This is a genomic window from Acetobacter estunensis, assembly GCF_011516945.1.
GTDB lineage: Bacteria > Pseudomonadota > Alphaproteobacteria > Acetobacterales > Acetobacteraceae > Acetobacter > Acetobacter estunensis.
Window position 1 is genome coordinate 177,373 of sequence record NZ_WOTH01000002.1, and the last position, 14,561, is coordinate 191,933.

Genomic DNA, 14,561 nt, shown 5'->3' on the forward strand with positions numbered 1-14,561 from the left:
GCGCTCTGCTCCCGATTGTTTTTCCTTGGTGTTCAGTTCTGCCGCGTCTCTCTAGACTGGACGCATGACGAATATCCCTTCCGATCCGACACGCCGCCGTGCCCTCTCCTCACTCGCCGCGTCTTCGCTGGCTGCAATCGGCACTGTCGGACTGAGCAGCAAGGCGAGCGCAGACGTGTCTTCTCCCACCTCCACCAATGCTCCCGGAAAACCCACTCCCGCGCTGGCACCTGATTCGTTACGCAAGGATGAGCCGAACGCCTCCCATCCTTCACCGGCCGATCAACCCGGAGCGACGGCCCGTCCCATCGTAAAAACCGGAAGCGATGTGTTCTATCGCCCGACGGTGCATTTCTCCCCCACCACCGGCTTCATGAACGATCCCAACGGACTGGTCTTCGATGGCGAGCGCTATCACCTTTATTACCAATACGATCCTTTCGCGCCGTATGCGGGCCATGTTCACTGGGGACACGCCAGCAGCACCGACATGCTTCACTGGAAAGACCAGCCCATCGCCATTCCCGAAACAGAAGCGGGCGAGGCTTTTACCGGCTGCGCCGTGATGGATCGCGCCAACGCCTCGGGTCTGTTTGAGGACAGCAAGGGCGGCATGGTGGCGCTCTATACCCGCGCCAGCCCCGACAGGCAGGCACAGTATCTCGCCACAAGCCACGACAACGGACAGAGCTTTACGGAATACGCGCATAATCCGGTTCTGGATATCGGAAGCAATTCCTTCCGCGATCCGCAGGTGATCTTTCACAAACCCACCAACCAGTGGGTGATGGTCGTCGCCAAGTCACGCCTGCACCAGAGCGCGTTCTATGCATCCATCGATCTGATCCACTGGGTGCATCTGAGTGATTTCGGGCCTTCGGGATTGTTCGGTGTCGATTACGAATGTCCAAACCTGATCGAGGTTCCGATCGAGAGTGGTGGTTCGCGTTGGGTTCTGTTTGTATCGGTCAATCCGGGTGGACCAACCGGCGGCAGTATCACCCAGTATTTCGTGGGACAGTTCGACGGCACACGCTTCATTCCCGATGACACGGTGATCGGCCTGACCGATTTCGCCAAGGACGCCTACGCCCTGCAGGTTTATGGCAACATGCCCAAGGCAGAAGCCGTCAGCATCGCATGGCTGGGCAACTGGCAATATTGTCAGGAACTCCCCACCCAGAGTTGGCGGGGCTGCATGACGTTGCCGCGCACCATGACACTACGGCGGGATTTCGCGGGTTGGCTGCGCCTCGCCCAAACACCGCGCGGGCTGGAAACGCTGCGGGATACGGCCATTGCGTTTGAGGTGAAACGCATCGCCGCCGGAGCGAGTGCTCAGGTTGCACTGCCACCCGGCAAGGCGCTGGAACTACTGCTGTCCGTGACCGTGGATGAGCGCCCGCGTGACCTGCCGCTGGGCGATAAGGGACGCACGGGGCGCTTTGTCATCACCTTCGGCAACGATCAGGGCGAGACGCTGACAATCGGCTTCGATGCTTTCTCCGGCCAACTCTGGCTGGACCGCGATGAACTCAAGGGATTTGCGCAACCCTTCTTCACCGGTCAGTTCTCCACCGTGCTCAATCCGGATGATCGGCATTTCGAAATCCGTGTCGTTCTGGACGCCTGCACGCTGGAGATTTTCGCCAATGGCGGCCTGTCGGTTGGTACGGCGTTGATCTTTCCCGTCAGCCCGCTGGATTTCCTGCGACTGGAGGCAAATGGTGCGGGTGCCACAGTGGAGCAAGTGGAGCTTTTCCAACTGCGAAAGGTGATGGAGCGGGAAACGGCTGTTTGAGGACAGCTTAAGCCTTGCTCCAGCCATCGAAACAGGAACAGTCCGGGCTCGTCCGACGTTAATATGGAGATCGTTGTCCGTATGTCCGGACAATATCTTTCCTTCGGACACAAACCATGTCGAAGTCCGTTCTTGTCGTCGGCGCAGGACCTGTCGGTCTGACCATGGCTATCGAACTGGCCCGGTATGGCGTGCCAGTCAGAATTATCGATAGGTTGGCGGCGCGCACTACCCAGTCCCGGGCTCTGGCCATCTGGCCACGCACACTCGAATTGCTTGATGCATCTGGTTGTGCGGATGCCTTTGTGGCCACCGGGCTGCGTGCAAATACCGTCAGTATATATGTAGGCAACACAAGGCTTGCCGGAATACCGCTTGGGACAATCCCTTCTTCCTTCAATTACCTCCTGATGATTCCGCAGTCTGAAACCGAACGGCTTCTAGAAGACCGTTTGAGAAACCTTGGACAGGTTATCGAACGCGAAACCGAACTTACAGACTTCGTTGATACGCATGACGGTGTTTCCTGCACGCTCACGCATGTAGGAGGCGGGCATGAGGTGCTGGAGGCGACATGGCTTATCGGGTGCGACGGCGCGCATTCCTTTGTTCGCAACAGACTGGGGCTTGCGTTCGAAGGGGATACGCTGCCCACGGCTTTTGTCATTGCGGATGCCCATGTGAAAGGTCTTGCCGTCCCGCCTGACGAACCGACGATTTTCTGGCACTCGGACGGGCCCGTCATGTTCTTTCCGATATCGCGCAACCACTATCGTATCATCGCCGATCTGGGTTCGGTTCCATTGCATACGCCGGATCTGCGGGAAATGCAGACGATTGTGGATCAGCGTGGACCGGGCAAAATTATTTTGTCCGATCCCATATGGCTTTCAAGCTTTGGAATCAACGAACGCAAGGTCCGAGATTATCGCAAAGGTCGGGTGTTTCTGGCCGGTGACGCAGCCCATATCCATAGTCCTGCCGGTGGCCAAGGCATGAACACAGGCATGCAGGATGCTTTCAATCTCGCTTGGAAACTGGCGCTTGTGGAACGGCAAGAGGCCAAGCTGTCACTGCTGGACAGTTACAGTATCGAACGCAGCGAGGTTGCGCGGCAGATATTGTCGGAGTCCGGTCGTATGACCAGAATTGTTCTGCTGAGAGGCAATCTGAAACAGATGGTGCGCAACATCATCGTAAAACGGATTTTCAGCGTTCCGGCGATCCGTCGCGCCATTGCCAATCGGCTTTCCGGAATCAGAATCGGTTATCCTGGTAGCCCCCTCAATGCGGGTTCAACCCGAGGATTACGTGGTCCAGCGCCGGGGCAGCGATTGGTTTTCAGGCGAGGCTCTGGCGGAGACACTGTTCCCCGCTTTGTACTCGCTGCCAAAGACAGCGTCCAAACGCGGACTCTGATCGCGCGTCATTCATCCTTACTGAAACCCGAACTATGCTTACCGCCGGACGAAAACGGTATCTGGCTGGTGCGACCCGATGGTTACGTTGCGGCTGTCGCACGGAAAGGAGACTGGATAGCAATCGACTCATTCCTGAATGAAGTGGCCATCGAAACGTCGTCACACGGCACGAGCTTGAAGCGCAATTAATGAGATATCATGATGAAATCGGACTGACAGGATGTACCTCTTTTGAGACGAAAAAACACCGCGGCATTATTCCTTAAAGCGGACATGGCAACTGACGCTGGAGTGATGGCGTCTGGCTCGGCCTGCCGCTTTATAAGCCTATGATAGCGTTCGACGTGGTCTAAAATCTCAAGTAAAGCAGGATAATGGAGAACACGCAGGCGCTTTCAACAAAAGAAAAGATGTCTTACGGCTGTGGTGATGCTGCCTCCAATATGATGTGGGGCATGACGTCATCCTACCTGATGTACTACTATACGGATATATATGGTCTGCCGCTGGTTGCCGTATCGTGGATACTTCTGGTGGCTCGTGTTGTGGATGCCTTCTGCGATCCAGCTATCGGCTATGTTGTTGACCGTATTGGCGGGCTGATCGTGCCGCGCCTGATCCGCACCCTTGCTATTCCTTTCGGCATAACGGGTTTCCTGTGTTTTCTGGCCCTGCCGCTTTCGCCCACGGGGAAAGTCGTGTGGGCCGGAGCGACCTATATCGTGTTCGGTGCCATCTATTCCTGCATCAATACGCCCTATGGCGCACTGGCCGTCATGATGAGCCGCTCCGCTACAGGGCGCGTTGGCCTCAATGCATTCCGCATGATGGGTTGCCAGGCAGGCTCGCTGCTTGTGGCGCTGCTGACCATTCCCGCCATCACCTGGCTGGGCGGGGGCGAAAGTCCGGCGCAACACCGGTACGGCATGGCGGTCTATGTGCTGGCGCTGTCGGTTCTGGGCACTATCCTGTGGCTATGTGTGGCGCGTGGCTGCACCGTAAGGCATCCGCCAGCACCCGTCCGGCAGGATATTCTGGTCACACTGCGACATCTTCTGGGAAACCGGCGATGGGTGCTGAGCAACCTTCTCGCGTTCTTCTATTTTGTGGGGCAGGCGGCCCTGTTCGGGTTTGCCCTGTATTATGCCCGGGTCATTCTTGGCGGTACGGAGCAACTGGGCGCCAATATCATCACCTTCATCACCGTCCTGCTGTTTGCGGGCGTGCCCGTGTGTCTCCCGCTGGCCAGACGTCTGGGAACTATCCGCAGCGGGATCATATGCCTGATCGCGCAGGGAGCAGCTTATCTTGCGATGGCTGTGGCAGGTGCATCCATGACAGGCTTTTTCCTGTCCATAGCCCTCCTGGCACTGGCTCAGGGCGTGATGTCTCCGCTGTATTACACCTTGCTGGCGGAAGCCGTGGATGATGGTGATCCGCGAACCTCGACCGGATCGGCCGGGCTGGCATATTCGATCAACACATGGGTCACGAAGCTGGCGATGGGGCTGACCGGCTTCGTTCTGGCGCAGTTCCTGTCGCAAGGCCATTACGTCGAGGGCGGAGTTACACAGCCACCGGAACTGTCCGCGTGGATTACGACTGGGTTTGTCTGGCTGCCGTTGGGAGCGGTATGCATGCAGGTTTTCTGCCTTCTGGCATGGCGTGACAGAGAATGAATGTCCACTGCCCCCTGACATCACTCCTTCGGTACCATCTTCCCAGCATCCACTGCCCCATTCCCCCAAACATCCCGCACAAAACTCACCACATCGGCGATCTCCCGCTCCGACAACCGCTTTGCGAAAGACGGCATCGTGAACGCTGATGGTGCGGTCTGCATCGCAGGAAGCGTAGCCCCCGTGTGAAGCAGTTTGATGAGTGAGTCCGGCTTCTCGCTCATCACCACAGGATTACCCGCCAACGGCGGAAACACGGGCGGATAGCCGCGTCCATCCGTACGATGACAAGCCGCGCAGTTGTCCACGTAAAGCCGCGCTCCACGTGCGCTCACATCCCCCTTGCGGAGCGCGACAGCGGTGCGAGCGTCATAGATCCATTTCAGATCGGGCTGTCGCGCGGGCGGCAGGGTGCGCAGGTAACGGGCAATGGCGTGCAGGTCATGGTCTGTCAGATATTGGGTACCGTGCAGGATCGCGTTGGTCATGCCACCAAAGGCCGAGCCAGTCTGCGCCCGCCCACTGCGCAGAAAGGACACGATGTCGTCTTCGCCCCAACGTCCCAACCCGGTGCGGTTTTCCTGCCGCAACGAAGGCGGAATCCAACCGTCCACGGCATCGCCGCCCGCGAGATAGGCGGGGCCGTCGCGTGCTGTCAGGGCTTTTTCCTGCAAAGTGATGGCGCGCGGCGTGTGGCATGCGCCGCAATGTCCCGGCCCTTCCACGAGATAGGCCCCTCGCGCCACGTCCGGATCGTCGAAAGAGCGTTCGCTCATCTGGCGCGCCTGCATGGGCTTGGGCGCGAACATCCAGCGCCAGACGGTCATGGGCCAACGCATGGACAGCGGCCAGCGCATGGTGCTGGCAGGCGGCACCTCAGACGAAGGAGTGACGCTGTAATGAAACCACGCATAGAGCGCCTGCATCTCGTGGTCGCTCATCCGCGCGTAGGAGGGATACGGCATGGCCGGATAGAGCGAGGCACCGTCTGCCCGCACACCTTCCCTCACCGCACGGGCGAACTGCTGCTCGGTGTAGCGACCGATGCCATGCTGTGGGTCAGGAGTAATATTGGGGCTGTAGAGCCGTCCGATCGGCAAATCGAAAGGCACACCGCCCGTATAGGCCGCCTTCCCTTCCACCGAGTGACAAGCACTGCAATCGGCGGCACGGGCGAGGTAGCGGCCTTCTTCGATCAATGCAGCGGAAGGCACGGGTTCAGCATGCGCGATACCAGCAAACATCAGTGTCAGCACACATGGGAACGCCAGCCGCCTCATGACGGCACCAATGGGCCGGGCGCCTTGAGATAGGTGGTGCGGATTTGATGCGCCGCCCAATACGCCAGAGCCGCCACCATGCCGGTGGGATTGTAGCCCATACCCTGTGGAAACGCGTTGGAACCGATAACGAACACGTTCGGCACGTCCCAGCTCTGGAGATAGCGGTTGAGGGCGCTGGTTGTCGGATCATCGCCCATGACCGCACCGCCGCCGAGATGGGTGGTCTTGTACACACGGGTGTCAAAGGACTGACCGGGCTGCAGCATGCCCAGTTCATATTTCGTGGCCCCGAGTTCCTTCATGATCGGCTCGATACGGCTCACCACATAGCGGTTCATACGGATGTCGTTGTCGTGCCAGTCATAGGTCATGCGGAGCAGCGGCTGGCCGTAGGCGTCTTTCCATGTCGGATCGAGATCGAGATACGCATCGCGATAAGCCATGTTGCTGCCGTGTGCGTCGATGGCGAACGCATGGCGATAAGTATCGGCGAAAGCCCGCTTGAACCCCTTACCCCAGCGCGGTGCGTCTTTGCCCCCACCAAAGGATGAGGCGGCAATGGGTTTCACCCCGGCCTGATTGACCCACACGGGCGATCCACCAATAAAGCCATGCGGTCCGTGATCGAAGTTCATGCTGTTGAAATCGTCAATCGCCACACCACCACCGCCGGTGCCAATGAACTGATTGGTAAAGCGGTCCTGCGGCATCCATGCATGCGAAGTGGTGATGGTTTGATAAACGAAGTTACGCCCCACCACGCCCTCATTCTTCGCAGCATCATACGGGCGACCGATGCCTGAAAGCAGCATCAGATGGACGTTGTGAAACTGAAATGCGCCAAGAATGACGAGAGCGGCCTCGACCTTCACTTCCCGCTGCGTGTCCAGATCGAGATAGGTCACGCCGCGCGCGTGTTTCTTCGCACTGTCCAGATCGACACGCAGCACATGCGCGCGACTGATGAGACGAAAGCCCGCATCCTGCCGCAGGGCAGGCTGGATGTTCACGTTGGGCGAGGCCTTGGAATACATGTAGCAGTCGTAACCGCTGCAATAGCCGCAGAAATTGCACGGTCCCATCTGTGCGCCATACGGATTGGTATAGGGACCGGACGCATTGGCCGCTGGCAGGGAATAAGGATGATACCCTACCCGCTCGGCCGCTCCTCGAAACAGATACGCGGTATAGACATCCTTCAGGGCGGGTAAAGGAAATGCGTCCGAACGTGAGGGCGAAAAGACATTTCCTTTACCCACGATTTTGCCGTTGATTCTGTAAGGCTCGCCTGACGTGCCGAAGACTTTTTCCGCCTTGTCGAAAAACGGCTCCAATTCCTCATACGTCACGCCGTAATCCTGAAGATGCATGCCTTCAGGAACGAACTTGCGGCCATAGCGGGCGATAACGTTGCTTCTGAGCGCCAGATCATCGGGGGCCACACGGAAATGTACTCCGGACCAGTGCAGGCCCGCGCCTCCCACGCCTTCTCCGGGCAGAAACGCCCCGAGGGAGCGGTAAGGCAGCGCACGCTGATCCATGCGGTTGCGGATGGTCACTGTTGTTTGTGACAGATCCTGATAGAGCCTGTGCCGGATCGCACCGCGCAATTCATCGATTGAGTCCGGATAAGCGCCCTCCACCGCAGTCGAGCGATCCGGTCCTCGTTCGAGCATGATGACGGAAAGCCCGGCTTCCCTCAGTTCCTTGGAGAGAATGGACCCGGCCCAGCCAGATCCGACCACCACAGCATCGGCACGCAGGATATCCATGCTCAGGCTCCCTTCGCCGTCTCGCCGTTGATGGCCACACTGCCCAGCGGATAGGCCGGGCCATACTGGTCCACCCAGTCCATGAAGTCGGCCCGTGCGCCGGGAAAACCGAGCATCACCCATCCTTCCAGATGCCGGTTGCCACCGTAAAGCGGATCGCTGAACGCGCCTTCCAATGTGTTGGCGAGGAGTTGTTCGAAAAACAGAGAAGCGGGCAGTCCCTCGTCAAGGTCGATCGGGTTTTTCTCGAAGGATGTCAGGACAGCGACCTGCGTGTCGGTATCCAAATCGGCAAAAGATTTTCCATGTGCCTTGACGCAGTAGCGCTCCGCCCCCGCGATGCCTGTGCGATAGAGATCGCGGGGTGCGAGCGGCAACTGATAGCCGAGATTGGGTGGCCCTGCCTCAAAAGGCGCCATCATATACCACAGAGCGCCCCTGCCCCATGGCGTGTCCATCTGCCGGTCGATGAAACGCGGCACGGCCAGATCGCGAGCGCCCGGCCCCACTTCATCACGCGGGAAAAGACATTCACAGGCGGCTTCAATGAAGCGCCATTCCTCGGGCGTAAAAAAACGCGGGGTATAGGGACCATCCGTCTCAGCCGCGATGGCCTGACGCCAGCCTTCCAGCCCTCCCATCGTCCAGAACGCCGTCGTACCGGCAAGAGCAGTCACGAAGCGGCGTCTGGTCGTCTCTGACAATGGGCTGCGGTCCCTGTTTCCCTAGGAGAAAATGTTCCGATACGTTACCGGAAAATGCGCCACGGTGTTAAGGGCACATGGAGTAACCTTTGCCTTATCCTGCCGCGAGATAGGCAGGCAGAACCTCGTCCACCGGCCCGTCCATCCGGATCCTGCCCTGCTCCATCCAGATCAGGCGGGTGCACCATTTTTCCAACACAGTGGGCAGATGACTGGAGATGACAAGGATTTCCGCCCCCTCCACCAGCCCGGCAATACGTCCTGCAGCCTTTTGCATGAACGCCGCGTCGCCCGCCATGAACCATTCGTCCATCACCAGCACGTCCGGCATGATCGCCGTGGCCAGCCCGAAGGCCAGCCGCAGCCCCATGCCGGAACTGTAGGTCTTGAGCGGTAGGTCCATGAACGTGCCGAGATCGGCAAAGGTCTCGACATCGTTCTCGATCTCGCGGATGGCGGTCTTTGAAAGACCGGCAAACAACCCCCGCAGGCGAATGTTCTCTCGCCCCGTCAGTTCGATATCCATACCGAGAGACGTATCGAGCAGCGTGCCCAGGCGTCCCCGCACCAGCACGCGACCGTCCACCGGCTCGTAAATACCGCCCAGCGCCCGCAGCAACGTGGTCTTGCCCGCGCCATTGCGGCCCACCAGCCCGAGCCGTTCTCCCGGTTTTACGGTAAAGGAGACATCGGAGAGGGCGCGCACCACCACGCGGTTCCGGTCATCGCGCTGGAAGCGTGAAACCTTCAATCCGCCGACGAGCTTTTTTGTCCGCTTCTTCAAGCTCCGCGCATCACCGTGATAGAGCGGGAAGGAAATGGAGAGGTTCGAAACCTCGATGCCAGCCGCCATGTGCCCTACACCCAATAGGCCAGACGGCTGCGCATCCGCGCGAACAGCCCGAAGGCGATGCTCCACAGCGCAACGCTATAGGCTATCGCGGTCCACCAGATCGAAGGACGCACCGCGCTGCCCATAAACGGTCCTCGAAGCACCTCGATCAAGGGATAGCACGGGTCCAGAAGCAGATACTGCCGTCCCAGCGTGATGAGATCCGGTTTCCACAAAACAGGCGTGATGAAAAAGAGGATCTGCATGACGTTGGAGGCGATCGGCGGCATATCGCGGAACCGTGCGCCCAGCACTCCCATGAGCAGCGTGATCGCGAACAGATCGAGCAGCCACAGGCCCATTCCCACCGGTAGTTGCCAGTCCAGCGTCGGATGGACGTGGAAGATGAGAAACAGGATCACGATCACGCCCACACTGTGCAGAAAGGTCAGCACATTGCGCACCACGCTGCGCTCGACATGCACGAAAAACGGCATGCGCATGGCGTGGATAAGCCCCGAAGCGTTGGTGAAGGTGGCACACCCCTCCGTCACGGTTCCTGCGAGAAAGGACCACAGCACCAGCGAAAAGCACAGGAACGGCAGATAGACCGCAAGATCGATATGGAACAGCGTGGCGTAGAGCACACCCATCGCACTCACGAGAATGGCGGTCGAAAGCGTCAGCCAGAACGGCCCCAGCAGGGAGCCGCGATAGCGCTGACAAATATCGAGCCAGCCCAGCGTCCAGCCCAACCGCAGCAGACGCATCCCCCCGCCTATATCGCGCAAAGCATGCACGACATGGCCGAAACCGCGTTCGGGCCGAAGATCGAGAACGGGCATTGCGCCCGCCAGTTCGGCCTGAACGTGCGGCTCGTCCGTAATGGGCGCAGGTGTGGAAGAAAGAGGACGCTCTTCCACCGCAGATGCGTTCTCAGGTGATGACCCGTTCGTACTGCTCATGAAAGGGCGATAGACAAGGGCGACAGCGGACGCAAGCGGTTGTCCATCAGGATGCGTTCTGCGCCAGCCGCGCGAGATCCAGAACGCCCCGACTGCTCCGTCCCGCCATCTGGATGATTTCATCAAGTGTACACCACTTCGCCTCTAGCGCGTCGTCATTGGCACGCGGCGTGATCGTGGTCGCGTCTTCGGGCAACACGCAGCGGATGGCCACAATAACGTAATGGAACAGGAGTCGGCCATCGGGCGCGTGATGAATGGAATCCAGCGCCGTGAGCACGGAAGCCGCTCGTGCATGTATGCCGGTTTCCTCGGCCAGTTCGCGGGAAGCGGCCGTGAACAGGTCTTCCCCCGGCTCGATCCGTCCCCCGGGGAATCCCCACAACCCGGCATCCGGCGCATTGGCGCGTTTTACGAGCAGGAACCGCCCATCGGCAGGATTACGGCAGACAGCCAGAACCCCGCCACGGGGTTCAGGTAGGCTTGATGTCATTGAGACGATCCAGATCACGCAGGCCGGGGAAGAAGCGCATCCACACCGCCGTCACCACAAGCGTGCCGACACCACCGAGGACAACAGCCGGAACAGTGCCAATGGCTGCTGCCAGCATTCCACTTTCGAACTCCCCAAGCTGATTGGAGGAACCGATGAACAGCATGTTCACCGCCGAAACGCGCCCCCGCATCTCATCGGGCGTGCCAAGCTGCACCAGAGCGCCGCGCACCATCACGCTGACGACATCCGCCGCTCCCAGCACCATGAGGGCCGCAATGGAGAGCGGAATCGAATGCGAGATGCCGAAGACGATGGTGGCCATACCAAAAATCGCCACGGCAAGAAACATCGCCCGCCCGGCATGCCGGTTCAGCGGCCACCGCGTGAGAATGGCCGCCATCAACACGGCCCCCATGGCAGGACCGGCCCGCAGAAGCCCCAGCGACACCGGCCCCGCATGCAGGATGTCGTAGGCATAGACCGGAAGCAGGGCTGTGGCGCCTCCAAGCAGAACGGCGAACAGATCGAGCGAGATCGCTCCCAGCATGGCCGGACGACTCTTGAGAAAAGAGATTCCCCCCAGCACGGATGCCAGCGTCGCCGGTTGACGCGGCCGTTCGGACACCTTGAACTTCAGGCTGGCCGTGGCAATGGCGGATGCGCCGAACCCGACAGCGCACAGCGCGTAACAGACATCTGCGCCCAATCCATACAGCACGCCACCCAGAGACGGACCGGCAATACAGGCCACCTGAAAGAGCGAGGACGAAAGGGCCGCCGCCTGCGGAAAGAGAGACGCAGGCACGATGGACGGGAGAAACGTCTGCTGCGCGGGCATCTCGAATGCCCGACAAGCGCCGAACAGGGCCACGAGCACATACAGCGCCCAAGGTGCGATCCAGCCTTCCCATGAGCCCACGGCCATAAACAGCGCAGCGCTCGCTTCAATGGCCTGACACGTCAGCACGATCCTGCGTCGATCGAACTGGTCCGCCACATGACCTGCGGGCAGCGTGAGAAGCAGCATGGGCAGGAACTGCGCGAGTCCGACAAACCCGAGCACCGCGGCACTATGGGTTAGCGCATAGATCTGCCATGCAACGGCTACAGCCTGCACCTGAGAAGAAAAGGCCGCTACATTGCGACCGACCAGACAGGGCATGAGACCGGGATGGCGCAGAAGCGCTGCTGTCGAGCTTGGCATGGAGGTGTCTCTAGCAGCCCCCTCCACTCTTGGCACGAGGGGGAGCGTTGGTAATCCTTCACATCATGCTTGAGCCGGACGTTGCCACCACGGAACCATACGGCCATACCATCTCCGCTCCCTTCATGGAGCGGACACACGACAGCCTGACTATAAAACGGAAGACAGCGGCCAATGGCGACGAACTACGCAACCGTGACCTGGGACCAGCTCCATCGGGATGCCCGCATTCTGGCCGAGACCCTGATGCCCAAAGGCCCGTTTCGTGGTGTTGTGGCTGTGACACGCGGAGGGTTGATCCCTGCCGCCATCATCGCCCGCGAACTCGATTGCCGTCTGGTGGAAACCATCTCGGTCGTGACCTATGACGAACAGGAACGCGGTGAGCCGAAAATCATCAAGTCACCGGAAGCCGCCGGAGACGGTGAAGGCTTTTTAGTCATCGACGATCTGGTGGATTCCGGCGTTACAGCACGGATTGTGCGCGAGAGACTGCCCAAGGCCACCTTCGCCTGTCTGTATGCCAAACCAAGCGGCAAACCGCTGACCGATCTGTTCGTAGTAGAAGTTCCACAGGACACATGGGTGCTCTTTCCGTGGGACACGGCCCCCCTGTTCATTCCGCCGCTGGCCCGCAAGGCCGCGCAGGAAAGCTGAATCCACGATGTCCGCTTCCCTCCCCGCCACCGAAGGATTCGACCCCGCTTTCGATGAATTCGACACATGGCCCGTCGGCACGCAGCTGAACGCCCTGTGGCAATCACAGCTCGCCGCCGCTGCCGTGGTCTCGGGCGCTCTTCCCGCACTTACTCGCGCCGTGGAAGCCGCCCTTCCCTGCCTGGAGGCAGGCGGCCGCCTGATCTATGCTGGAGCGGGAAGCTCGGCCCGATTGGCGGCACAGGACGGCGCGGAACTGGAGCCAACCTATAACTGGCCCCCGGAACGGATGATCGTGCTGATCGCAGGTGGCACCGGTGCCCTACTTCAGGCTGTGGAAAATGCCGAAGACAACGAGGCCGCCGCGCAGGATGCCGTGCGGGAGGCGCATATCGGTGCGCAGGACGTTGTGGTGGGCATCGCGGCCAGTGGCCGGACGCCTTACACCATCGCCTGTGTAAAGGCTGCGCGCGAACGTGGCGCATTGACCATCGGCCTTGCCAACGTGCCGGATACCCCTCTGCTGGCCGCAGCCGAACATGCCGTGACAGTGGAGACAGGCGCGGAGCCGATTTCCGGCTCCACCCGCATGAAGGCCGGCACAACACAGAAGATCGTGCTGAACCTGCTGTCCACAACGCTCATGACAGGACTGGGCCGCGTCTATCGCGCCCGAATGGTGGACATGCGCAGCCGTAACGCCAAGCTGCGAACCCGGGCCGTGCGGATGGTCACGGCACTGGCGAACTGTGACGAAGAGCAGGCACGATTCGCACTGGACGCCACCAACGGTCATGTGAAGCCCGCAATTCTCGTGGCCTGTGGTATCACGGCGGAGCAGGCGCAGGAGGCGCTCGCGCGCACCGACGGCAACCTCCGAAGGGCGCTGAAGAATTTGGGACTTGCCACCGCGCGCCGAGCCACCTAGTTTCCGCCACAGGTTCGGGGCGTGGCGCAGCCTGGTAGCGCGCTTGTTTTGGGTACAAGAGGCCCCCGGTTCGAGTCCGGGCGCCCCGACCATCTCGTGACACGGTGGCATCATCACATGGAGAGATGACCATGACGGCCCGTATCTACAGAAAACCGAAAAGTGCAGGTCAATCCGGTCAGGCTGGAACGCATGACTGGATTCTGGAATACGGCCAGTCCGTCCCCCATCGCCCCTCCCCGCTTATGGGTTGGACCGGCAGCCAGCACGATACGCAATCGCAACTGCGTCTGCGCTTTCCCAACGAAGAAAGTGCTGTGGCTTACGCCAACCGTTACGCCATTGCCTACGAAGTGGAGCGTCCTGTCGCCCGTATTCGCAAGGCAAAAGTTTACGCGGACAATTTCGCCGCTAACCGCATCCAGAACTGGACGCACTGAAGCGTTCGACGTCGCCCCTTGACGTTTAAAGGGCGGACACCCGATAAGGTCCGCCTATGGAGCGGGTTTTCCTCGCCCCCTGCGCGCCCTTAGCTCAGTTGGATAGAGCAACAGCCTTCTAAGCTGTGGGTCATTGGTTCGAATCCAATAGGGCGCGCCAAATTTTTCTGCGGCATGATAATTTTGCACACATACACAACAAAACAGTCAAGATTTGGGTTCAGTAAATATAGTGTGTTTTTTCTGGATATCTTCCAAGGACATACCTGGAGGGATCGAAGAACCGTTGGTTGATGCGCCTGGCTCGTGATTTCAGGCTTTTGACGATTTGATTGACGGTTTTTGGGGGAGCTTTTGATCTGCGTTTTGAGCAGATCGG

Annotated in this window: 13 protein-coding genes and 2 tRNA genes; 8 read left to right on the plus strand and 7 right to left on the minus strand. The window is 59.7% G+C overall.

The features are described from left to right. Positions 1-64: 64 nt before the first annotated feature. From GOB87_RS01985 to GOB87_RS01995, 3 genes are all read left to right on the plus strand, one after another. Positions 65-1,801 carry a glycoside hydrolase family 32 protein gene (locus tag GOB87_RS01985; RefSeq protein ID WP_166312857.1) on the plus strand — a complete coding sequence of 579 codons (1,737 nt, stop codon included), beginning with the start codon at positions 65-67 and terminating at the stop codon, positions 1,799-1,801. A gap of 116 nt (positions 1,802-1,917) precedes the next feature. Next, positions 1,918-3,411, plus strand: a complete 1,494-nt coding sequence (locus GOB87_RS01990; protein WP_166312858.1) for an FAD-dependent monooxygenase — start codon at positions 1,918-1,920, stop codon at positions 3,409-3,411. Positions 3,412-3,596: 185 nt separating this feature from the next. Beyond that, positions 3,597-4,901 (plus strand): MFS transporter, encoded by a 1,305-nt coding sequence (locus GOB87_RS01995; protein WP_166312859.1) that lies wholly within the window; start codon positions 3,597-3,599, stop codon positions 4,899-4,901. Between the two features lie 20 nt (positions 4,902-4,921). On the opposite strand, the gene GOB87_RS02000 is transcribed toward GOB87_RS01995, so the two are convergent. From GOB87_RS02000 to GOB87_RS02030, 7 genes are all read right to left on the minus strand, one after another. Continuing rightward, positions 4,922-6,181: a c-type cytochrome gene (locus GOB87_RS02000; RefSeq protein ID WP_166312860.1), complete on the minus strand. Its 1,260-nt coding sequence runs from the start codon at positions 6,179-6,181 to the stop codon at positions 4,922-4,924. Continuing rightward, positions 6,178-7,956, minus strand: a complete 1,779-nt coding sequence (locus GOB87_RS02005; RefSeq protein WP_166312861.1) for a GMC family oxidoreductase — start codon at positions 7,954-7,956, stop codon at positions 6,178-6,180. The genes GOB87_RS02000 and GOB87_RS02005 overlap by 4 nt, the downstream gene beginning before the upstream one ends. A gap of 2 nt (positions 7,957-7,958) precedes the next feature. Continuing rightward, positions 7,959-8,597 (minus strand): gluconate 2-dehydrogenase subunit 3 family protein, encoded by a 639-nt coding sequence (locus GOB87_RS02010; protein WP_166312892.1) that lies wholly within the window; start codon positions 8,595-8,597, stop codon positions 7,959-7,961. A 157-nt stretch (positions 8,598-8,754) separates the two neighbouring features. Then, the gene (locus tag GOB87_RS02015) at positions 8,755-9,513 is read right to left on the minus strand and encodes an ABC transporter ATP-binding protein (RefSeq protein WP_166312862.1); all 759 of its coding nucleotides are present in this window, start codon (positions 9,511-9,513) and stop codon (positions 8,755-8,757) included. A 5-nt stretch (positions 9,514-9,518) separates the two neighbouring features. Beyond that, positions 9,519-10,457, minus strand: coding sequence for an ABC transporter permease (locus tag GOB87_RS02020; RefSeq protein WP_338421411.1), 939 nt, complete (start codon positions 10,455-10,457; stop codon positions 9,519-9,521). Between the two features lie 46 nt (positions 10,458-10,503). Continuing rightward, positions 10,504-10,950, minus strand: coding sequence for an NUDIX hydrolase (locus GOB87_RS02025; protein WP_166312863.1), 447 nt, complete (start codon positions 10,948-10,950; stop codon positions 10,504-10,506). Beyond that, the gene (locus tag GOB87_RS02030) at positions 10,931-12,157 is read right to left on the minus strand and encodes an MFS transporter (protein ID WP_166312864.1); all 1,227 of its coding nucleotides are present in this window, start codon (positions 12,155-12,157) and stop codon (positions 10,931-10,933) included. The genes GOB87_RS02025 and GOB87_RS02030 overlap by 20 nt, the downstream gene beginning before the upstream one ends. Before the next feature lie 174 nt (positions 12,158-12,331). Between GOB87_RS02030 and gpt the strand changes: the two genes are divergently transcribed. The 5 genes from gpt to GOB87_RS02055 all read left to right on the plus strand — a co-directional run bounded on the left by gpt (position 12,332) and on the right by GOB87_RS02055 (position 14,342). After that, on the plus strand, positions 12,332-12,814 hold the full coding sequence (gpt, locus tag GOB87_RS02035; RefSeq protein ID WP_166312865.1) for a xanthine phosphoribosyltransferase: 483 nt from the start codon (positions 12,332-12,334) through the stop codon (positions 12,812-12,814). Between the two features lie 7 nt (positions 12,815-12,821). Beyond that, entirely contained in the window at positions 12,822-13,742 is a 921-nt protein-coding gene (locus GOB87_RS02040) for an N-acetylmuramic acid 6-phosphate etherase (protein ID WP_166312866.1), read from the plus strand. A 15-nt stretch (positions 13,743-13,757) separates the two neighbouring features. Then, positions 13,758-13,834 (plus strand) — tRNA-Pro (locus tag GOB87_RS02045). A 39-nt stretch (positions 13,835-13,873) separates the two neighbouring features. After that, positions 13,874-14,182 carry an ETC complex I subunit gene (locus tag GOB87_RS02050; RefSeq protein ID WP_166312867.1) on the plus strand — a complete coding sequence of 103 codons (309 nt, stop codon included), beginning with the start codon at positions 13,874-13,876 and terminating at the stop codon, positions 14,180-14,182. A gap of 83 nt (positions 14,183-14,265) precedes the next feature. Continuing rightward, a tRNA-Arg gene (locus GOB87_RS02055) sits at positions 14,266-14,342 on the plus strand. The last annotated feature ends 219 nt before the right edge of the window (positions 14,343-14,561 follow it).

Excerpts from the sequence above, each read along its gene's own strand:
- GOB87_RS02015 (WP_166312862.1), bottom strand. The coding sequence starts at position 9,513 with ATGGCGGCTGGCATCGAGGTTTCGAACCTCTCCATTTCCTTCCCGCTC.
- GOB87_RS02005 (WP_166312861.1), bottom strand. The coding sequence starts at position 7,956 with ATGGATATCCTGCGTGCCGATGCTGTGGTGGTCGGATCTGGCTGGGCC.
- gpt (WP_166312865.1), top strand. The coding sequence starts at position 12,332 with ATGGCGACGAACTACGCAACCGTGACCTGGGACCAGCTCCATCGGGAT.
- GOB87_RS02040 (WP_166312866.1), top strand. The coding sequence starts at position 12,822 with ATGTCCGCTTCCCTCCCCGCCACCGAAGGATTCGACCCCGCTTTCGAT.
- GOB87_RS01985 (WP_166312857.1), top strand. The coding sequence starts at position 65 with ATGACGAATATCCCTTCCGATCCGACACGCCGCCGTGCCCTCTCCTCA.
- GOB87_RS02000 (WP_166312860.1), bottom strand. The coding sequence starts at position 6,181 with ATGAGGCGGCTGGCGTTCCCATGTGTGCTGACACTGATGTTTGCTGGT.
- GOB87_RS01995 (WP_166312859.1), top strand. The coding sequence starts at position 3,597 with ATGGAGAACACGCAGGCGCTTTCAACAAAAGAAAAGATGTCTTACGGC.
- GOB87_RS02050 (WP_166312867.1), top strand. The coding sequence starts at position 13,874 with ATGACGGCCCGTATCTACAGAAAACCGAAAAGTGCAGGTCAATCCGGT.
- GOB87_RS02030 (WP_166312864.1), bottom strand. The coding sequence starts at position 12,157 with ATGCCAAGCTCGACAGCAGCGCTTCTGCGCCATCCCGGTCTCATGCCC.
- GOB87_RS02025 (WP_166312863.1), bottom strand. The coding sequence starts at position 10,950 with ATGACATCAAGCCTACCTGAACCCCGTGGCGGGGTTCTGGCTGTCTGC.
- GOB87_RS02020 (WP_338421411.1), bottom strand. The coding sequence starts at position 10,457 with ATGAGCAGTACGAACGGGTCATCACCTGAGAACGCATCTGCGGTGGAA.
- GOB87_RS02010 (WP_166312892.1), bottom strand. The coding sequence starts at position 8,597 with ATGGGAGGGCTGGAAGGCTGGCGTCAGGCCATCGCGGCTGAGACGGAT.
- GOB87_RS01990 (WP_166312858.1), top strand. The coding sequence starts at position 1,918 with ATGTCGAAGTCCGTTCTTGTCGTCGGCGCAGGACCTGTCGGTCTGACC.